Below are 6,637 nucleotides of genomic sequence, written 5' to 3'. Positions count from 1 at the left end.
TCGAAAAACATTATGCTATTCCAAATCAGTAGATATGCTTAAATACTCAATTCGCTTGTTACTTCACTATTTCAAGTATAGAGAAATACCCGTCCTTAACTGATTCATCCCGCATTTATGCAACGCCTAATTTCGCTATTCCCCTGCTTGTTGTTTGAGCAAATTGACCAAACTATCGGATAACCACAAACCAGCGTCACGGATAGCTTGAATCCCAGGAGATATGCTTGGGATTAGTCCACGTCTTTTTGCTAATATCAGCAAACCTCCTGTTCCAATAGTATTAATACCTAAAGCTTGACCACAACGCCGTGCTGCCCTATCGTCAACAATAGCGGCACAGTCTGAATTTTTTAGTGCCAAACTCAATACTTGTGATTCTCCTTTTCCCAAATCCCAAGCTGCTACAACAGGATTAATAGTATTAACTTCTACTGTTTGTATCCAAGTAATATTGGGTAATAGTGTTGATGCGGCATCATCTTTTGTTGTGACTTCTTCAAAAACACCTAATGGAACTATAATTTCTGTGAATAATTGTGGAAGTAGTTGTGCTTGCTGACTTTTCAGAAGAACAATTAAAGGTGAAGAGTTAATAATTACACAATTAATCGACATTTGCCAGTTCCTGGGCTAACTCTTGGGCTGTATATTGCATAAAATCTACTTGGTAGCGTGATAAGGCATTAATAAATTCAGCACGAGTTAACCCAGCAATTTCTGCTGCTTTGGCTTGGGAAATGTCACCTAATTCATACCATTTAACTGCTGCTGCAATTCGCATTTCTTGGATGAATTCTTCAGGATTTTTCCGAAGTGCTGAAAATACTGTTTCTGGTAATTGGATTGGTACTGTTCGCATAAATTTCTCCTCAGTTTTATCAAACTCTAGGCGCGTTGTCAGCAAGACTTTAAAGCGGGGTGATTCTGGGGGTAGATAAGGCTGAACCTGTTTTTTGTAGTCAGTGACATCATCAAACACTAGCAGTACTTCACCTGGTTGCCAATTCTGCCAGCAGTATCTCAGTCTATCTGCTAATTCCCAATCGTCCGGTGCAATGAGTTTAAATTTCAATTGGGCAAATCTGAGAATCTGAATTCCGACATCTATTCCCTGTGCAGATAACCAGCAAACCCCACCTCGATAATTCTGCAAGTGCTGTTTGGCGTATTGGGTAGCCAGTTCAGTTTTGCCTACTCCACCCATACCCGCCACAGCTACAATGGCAACTTGCCGAGATGTTTGTAATGAAGAGTGCAGGTTTTGTAGTTCCGCCTCACGTCCCACAAATTTTTCAAATGGGACAGCAGGGGGAATATTTTGCTGAATTTCTTTAATTGTGGCGAACATCTTGCCCGCCATTATATTTAGCTGTGAGGCAAGCCCGTAACTTTTCCAGCTTACCCCGACTATTAGAAGTGGCTAATTCAGGATAACTCTTGGCGAACTTTTCATAAACCTCAGCCATCCGCTTTTTGAAGGCAGCCGCACCAATGTTTAATTCGCTGGCAAGTTTTGCCTCACTCTTTCCTAAGTTTTCAGTCTTCAATCGCTCTACAAAAGCTGCCGTTTGCTCTGGGGATAAGCTATGAGTAGCAGCTTCCTTGGCTAGAAAATCAGCCCATTGCATAGACAGCTTGTGAGATTTCTTCTCGATTCTACTTAATTTCTACTTTCTCTCTACTTTGTCTCTATTTCTAAGGAATCTCCTCTTCTTCTGGCAGAAATATCATTTGCATAGAAACATTTAGAAGAGGTTCAGCCATGAAAACTGCCTTAACAACTCCAGTCAACTCCAATCAAACCACCCAAACTTCGCAATTAATCCCCGCCTCACCAACATTGGTAGAGAATCCATCTACCTGGATGCGAGATGGATACAGTCCTACTGAAATTATTCTGGCGGCGGCAATTTTAACTTCATTGTCGATTGGGGGAATTGCCAGTGTGATTGTGGCGATTACGGGTTTAGTTAAAACCCTAGTACCTGTGCTGACTTTTCACGGGAAGTCTTCAAGCCTCGAAAAAACGTGACTTTTTCTACAGCCTAATTGTCAATAGCTTTAAGTTAATGAAAATAGCTAACGGAAAAATCAGGGTTTGGAAAACCCTCAAAATGGCCTTTTCCACATGCCGTGAAAAGTCAGAGTACCTGTGATGGTGCGCCCAACAAGGGAAAAAACTAAGTAGGGACACTGGCAAAAGCAAATTCTTTGCTTCGTTGCTATCCCGCCTCGGAATCAATTCCGAGGCTAATAGCCTAAGTCCGTTCAAACGGACTAAATTTAGTTAATTTGAGTCAGTTTTAACTGACTTATGCTGTTAGCCTGCGATTTGAATCGCAGGCGGGCTATTGATTTCACTAAAATCTTGGCTAAGTACTCACCATATCAGAGAGCAAGAATTCTGTGTTAGCGTTCGCGCAGCGTTCTACAGGAAAGCTCACTGAAGGTATCGCCCGTCACTTGAGCTTTTGAGCCTTTGAACTTTAACGTTGAGCCTTTGAACCTCGACGTTGAGCCTCTGAGCCTGAACATTGAGCCTCTGAGCCTGAACATTGAGCCTTTGAACCTCAACGTTGAGCCTCTGAGCCTGAACATTGAGCCTTTGAACCTCGACGTTGAGCCTTTGAACCTCGACGTTGAGCCTTTGAACCTGAACGTTGAGCCTTTGAACCTCGACGTTGAGCCTTTGAACCTCGACGTTGCACCTCTGAACCTCGACGTTGCACCTCTGAACCTCGACGTTGAACCTTTGAACCTCAACGTTGAGCCTTTGAACTCCAACGTTGCACCTCTGAGCTTCAACGTTGAGCCTTTGAACCTCAAATTTGAGATTTGGTACTCAAAACAGTCAGATAAATACTGTATTTTTCCTGCTTTCTGCCTTCTTAAACTAAGGTGACTGATTTAACACCCACTTCAACCACTGCCCAAAGGAACTTACAACATTCAACCTTTGAACTCCAGGCGCACGGGCGGCGGCGAGTCCATCAAGGGCGACTAATGCGGCGTATTGCAAGCCCAAGAAACTATCAACTGCGGCATAAGGGCCACCTAAAGTTATAGCCCCAGCAGCATACATTTGACCTCTATCACTACGCATTTCTACTAATTCAAAATTGTTCGCTACAGTCAACCGCCCCAGATGATTCACTGGGAGGTTGTAATGCTTCACCAAATCTGCTATGAGGGGATTGGCATCTACCTTGGCATCCAGCCCAGTAGCGTCAACAATAAAGTCAGCTAGCAATTTCATTTCCCCAAAGCTTTGCTCTTGGATATGGGTAATAGTCCGGTTTTGGGCATCTCGTTCTACATCCAAAACCTCTCCGAAGGTAATTTGATACCAGCCTTCGCTTAACCCTTGGGCAGTAATTTGCTGCCAGTCTTGGCGGTCGGCGGTAGTAGTTCCACCCCAGTCTGCTAGTAAACGTTTGCGTTCATCGGGGGTGGCTTTTTCTAACATTGCTCGGAGTTCGCCGCCCCAACAGGCTTTTGGCCAGTTAAAGGGTTGAAATTCGTAATGATTTTTGACTAGGCGCTGGGTATTTTGAAATTTGTTGCCTTGAGGTTTAGGCGATCGCATTAAATGCAAAACTGCAATATTCCGATTTCTTTTTCTTGCTTCATAAATGCGCTGCACAATCCGCGAAGCCACAATTCCCCGCCCCCGAATCAATACCGTACCACCTTGTTGCTCTAGTTGCTCATAAACATGATCGTGAGCTTCATAAGCATTAACGACAGATTTAAAATCTTGATATTTTTCCCTATAAGCTTGCAAATCTGGGAGAAACTGAATTGCTGGATACCCAGTAGCTAAATGTAAATAACGACTAACTAAAAAAGCATAATTTCCTGGGGCGCGAGAATAGGCTATGCAATATCTACCGTCATCAGTTTTGCGAATTCCCCTAACTCGTCCATAGCGATAAATTTGATTCCAGCCAATGCGCTTCGCCTCCCTATCTATGGAATCAAAGACATTACCCGCACGAGGAGTATAAGTTTCTGCAAATGTAGGTTCAGCAAACACTTGCCACAAATACTTGAATGCTGATTTCATCTGTCCCTTGCTGAAATCGTGCCCAGCCTCACGCAAGGCATAACTAGGCCAGCCCCAAATATTATCAGGACAAGAGTCAGAATTAGAACGCAGTCTTTCATATAAGGGAATTTGCGAATTCAAACAAAGGCGCTTGTAACGAGCATAAGGTTCCGCCTCTAATCCCAATGCCACAATTTTGTCAGCACGCACACCACTAATTCGCAGCAAATCAGCCCAAACAAAGCTACCCAGTCCTGCCCCGATCGCTAGATAATCAGATTCATCTACTGGCAGTCCTGTAGCATGAAGTGCTTGCACAGCGACTTTCTGAGCCTGAAACGCTAGTGGTGGGAAATTACTCGTCAAGGGCGTTAGCGGCTGAACTACAGGCAAGCTGGGGTCTGGAAGATTGGTATTTGCGTTGAAATGAATCGTTGAAGGAGGGCTGGTATCTGGTGCGGGTACGTTAACAGCAAATGTCACTGTTATTAAATAGGGGCCAATTTGCAACGTATCGCCATTAGCCAGAACACTGCGCGTTTGTGGTTGACCGTTGACATATACACCGTTAACGCTACCTTGGTCAATCACTACTAGATGGTCTTGTTCCCAGTCAATTAGGGCATGGTAGCGAGAAACTTCGTTACTGTTAAGCAGCATCCGAGAAACCCGTACTCCCCTGAGTTCAGCAGGTAAGCGAGCGAATTCTCGACCAAAAGCGATCGGCATACTCAACCTTGGTTGTCGCCGTTCACCCGTCGCTGGTTCTTCCCAACTCAATTGGATTTGTTCATTAGTCATTAGTCATTAGTCATTAGTCATTAGTCATTGGTCATTGGTCATTGGTCATTAGACCTCTTCCAAAAGTCCCTAACACCCCACCCCCAACCCCTCCCCGCTTGCGGGGAGGGGAGACAAAGCGTAGCTTTGGCGGGGTGGGGTTCTTATTTTTAATTTATGCAAGAGGTCTATTAGTCATTGGTCAAGAGTTAGAAATTCTTCCCATGCTCCCCCTGCCTCCCCTGCTCCCCCCTGCCCTCCTTCTCAACTACCCGGTGCTACCAACACACTCACCGCCGCAGCCAAAGATGTCCCACACCAATGACAGCCAATTTGTAGATTTTCTCCTGGGGAAACTTTATGACATTTGGGGCATTCTAAGCCATAAACTCCTGGCGGTGGTGCGGGGGGTGTTGGTGGATGGTGGTGATGTCCGATGTTTACTGGTGGATGGGGTGGCAGCAAAATTGTTGCTGGAATGCTACCCGTGGAAACGCTAGTAACGTTGAGTTTTATTTGTCCCAAAGAGATACTAGTGCCCTGAGTTAAAGGCATTTCACCTTGGACTAATTGCCGTCCATCGATAAGGGGGGGATTTTGCGATCGCAAATTCCTAATATAAAAGCGTTGTTGCTGGTGATGAAAAAATATTTCAACGTGTAAACCAGAGACAGTGGGGTGATTCAAAACAATATCGCACCGGAGTGGGTCACGACCAATGCGGACAGTGCCAGGATTTTGACTTGGCTGTTGTTCGTAAATGTTCTGAGTTTTATCTTGGCCTGCATCGTGCCACTGTAAAGTTAGTGCGTTCATTGTTCTAACTTCGTAAATCGTATTTAGCTACTTCAACTTCTTTCTGTGCGATTCCTAACACGTTTGAGTATGAGCAAGCAAGTATTTAGAAAAAACTTCAACAAGCTTTATTTCGCCGACGCTAATTTATCAGCTATGCGCGTAGTTTCTGGCAGCCGATATTTTGTTATGCAGCGTAATACATAGTTAATTGCCGTAGGTAAACTAACTCGATGACCACTGGAGATGTACAGAGGTTTTACTCCTGTGCGTGTGCGTAGAACCGCCCCAACCGTCTCACCTTTATATACAAGTGGTTGCTTACTGCCTTTTGTTTCTGACAATTCCTCATACTTGCCTACCAACCTGGACTTGGCTACACCAATTGTCGGCATATCTATAAGTAACCCTAAATGGCTAGCTATACCTAATCCACGGGGATGGGCAATTCCTTGACCATCACACAAGATAATATCTGGTGTTGTTTTAATCTTTTCCAAGGCATTGAGGACAGCTGGAATTTCCCGAAATGAGAGGAACCCAGGAACATAAGGAAAGGTCGTAGGACGGTGTGCTAGGCTTGTCTCGATTACTTGCAAATCAGGAAAACTCAGTACTACCACAGCTGCACGGCTAATGGTTCCATCAGCTTCAAAACCCATATCCACTCCAGCAACGTACTGGATAGGTTCTTGCAGTTGATCCTCAGTAATTACTTGATCGCGCAGCGTTTCTTGGATAACGATGGCTTCTTCTAGGGTCGAGGGCCAAGCATGATCTCGATTAAACTTCATATTTAAAATTGGAATTAAACTGATTAATATTAATCTTGTTAATTTGCAAGCACAAAAACAAGAGTTTTTGATGTTGATACAGGGAAAATATATTTTTTGCAAAAGTCTGTGAATGACTATCTTTATCCTAGACATTTTAGCCCAGGTTAGCTGATATCTTGCATCATAATGTTACTTAAAGCTGTCAATAGAGAATCCTGAGAATATAAGTTTATTT

Annotated in this window: 8 protein-coding genes and 2 pseudogenes; 3 read left to right on the top strand and 7 right to left on the bottom strand. The window is 43.9% G+C overall.

Annotated features, from left to right (window positions below):
• Positions 1-103: pseudogene (locus tag LC586_RS27500) on the top strand (IS1 family transposase); the annotation flags it as partial.
• 32 nt (positions 104-135) lie between these two features.
• Here LC586_RS27500 and LC586_RS27495 read toward each other — a convergent pair.
• From LC586_RS27495 to LC586_RS27480, 4 genes and pseudogenes are all read right to left on the bottom strand, one after another.
• On the bottom strand, positions 136-618 hold the full coding sequence (locus LC586_RS27495; RefSeq protein ID WP_229488396.1) for a PIN domain-containing protein: 483 nt from the start codon (positions 616-618) through the stop codon (positions 136-138).
• On the bottom strand, positions 608-862 hold the full coding sequence (locus LC586_RS27490) for a UPF0175 family protein (protein WP_193200542.1): 255 nt from the start codon (positions 860-862) through the stop codon (positions 608-610). Before LC586_RS27490 ends, LC586_RS27495 begins: the two co-directional genes overlap by 11 nt.
• A gap of 84 nt (positions 863-946) precedes the next feature.
• Positions 947-1,351, bottom strand: a pseudogene (locus LC586_RS27485) (NB-ARC domain-containing protein); the annotation flags it as partial.
• Complete coding sequence (locus LC586_RS27480) at positions 1,335-1,631, bottom strand: hypothetical protein (RefSeq protein ID WP_229488395.1); 297 nt, start codon at positions 1,629-1,631, stop codon at positions 1,335-1,337. The pseudogene LC586_RS27485 and the gene LC586_RS27480, both read right to left, overlap by 17 nt.
• Before the next feature lie 134 nt (positions 1,632-1,765).
• On the opposite strand from LC586_RS27480, the gene LC586_RS27475 reads away from it, so the two are divergent.
• Positions 1,766-2,035, top strand: coding sequence for a hypothetical protein (locus LC586_RS27475; RefSeq protein ID WP_229488394.1), 270 nt, complete (start codon positions 1,766-1,768; stop codon positions 2,033-2,035).
• A gap of 447 nt (positions 2,036-2,482) precedes the next feature.
• Entirely contained in the window at positions 2,483-2,905 is a 423-nt protein-coding gene (locus LC586_RS27470) for a hypothetical protein (protein ID WP_229488393.1), read from the top strand.
• Here LC586_RS27470 and LC586_RS27465 read toward each other — a convergent pair.
• The 3 genes from LC586_RS27465 to nfi all read right to left on the bottom strand — a co-directional run bounded on the left by LC586_RS27465 (position 2,897) and on the right by nfi (position 6,420).
• On the bottom strand, positions 2,897-4,852 hold the full coding sequence (locus LC586_RS27465; RefSeq protein WP_229488392.1) for an FHA domain-containing protein: 1,956 nt from the start codon (positions 4,850-4,852) through the stop codon (positions 2,897-2,899). The genes LC586_RS27470 and LC586_RS27465 overlap by 9 nt on opposite strands.
• Before the next feature lie 243 nt (positions 4,853-5,095).
• On the bottom strand, positions 5,096-5,647 hold the full coding sequence (locus LC586_RS27460) for an FHA domain-containing protein (RefSeq protein ID WP_229488391.1): 552 nt from the start codon (positions 5,645-5,647) through the stop codon (positions 5,096-5,098).
• Between the two features lie 107 nt (positions 5,648-5,754).
• On the bottom strand, positions 5,755-6,420 hold the full coding sequence (gene nfi, locus LC586_RS27455) for a deoxyribonuclease V (RefSeq protein ID WP_229488390.1): 666 nt from the start codon (positions 6,418-6,420) through the stop codon (positions 5,755-5,757).
• Between the last annotated feature and the right edge of the window lie 217 nt (positions 6,421-6,637).

Origin of the sequence: Nostoc favosum CHAB5714 (genome assembly GCF_020829495.1) — a bacterium.
Lineage (GTDB): Bacteria > Cyanobacteriota > Cyanobacteriia > Cyanobacteriales > Nostocaceae > Nostoc > Nostoc favosum.
The sequence above is the reverse complement of the archived record's forward strand: the minus strand, read 5'-3'. Positions and strand labels throughout refer to the sequence as shown.

Coding starts and splice junctions, on each gene's coding strand:
- LC586_RS27475 (WP_229488394.1), top strand. CDS start 1,766: ATGAAAACTGCCTTAACAACTCCAGTCAACTCCAATCAAACCACCCAA.
- LC586_RS27480 (WP_229488395.1), bottom strand. CDS start 1,631: ATGCAATGGGCTGATTTTCTAGCCAAGGAAGCTGCTACTCATAGCTTA.
- LC586_RS27460 (WP_229488391.1), bottom strand. CDS start 5,647: ATGAACGCACTAACTTTACAGTGGCACGATGCAGGCCAAGATAAAACT.
- nfi (WP_229488390.1), bottom strand. CDS start 6,420: ATGAAGTTTAATCGAGATCATGCTTGGCCCTCGACCCTAGAAGAAGCC.
- LC586_RS27495 (WP_229488396.1), bottom strand. CDS start 618: ATGTCGATTAATTGTGTAATTATTAACTCTTCACCTTTAATTGTTCTT.
- LC586_RS27490 (WP_193200542.1), bottom strand. CDS start 862: ATGCGAACAGTACCAATCCAATTACCAGAAACAGTATTTTCAGCACTT.
- LC586_RS27465 (WP_229488392.1), bottom strand. CDS start 4,852: ATGACTAATGAACAAATCCAATTGAGTTGGGAAGAACCAGCGACGGGT.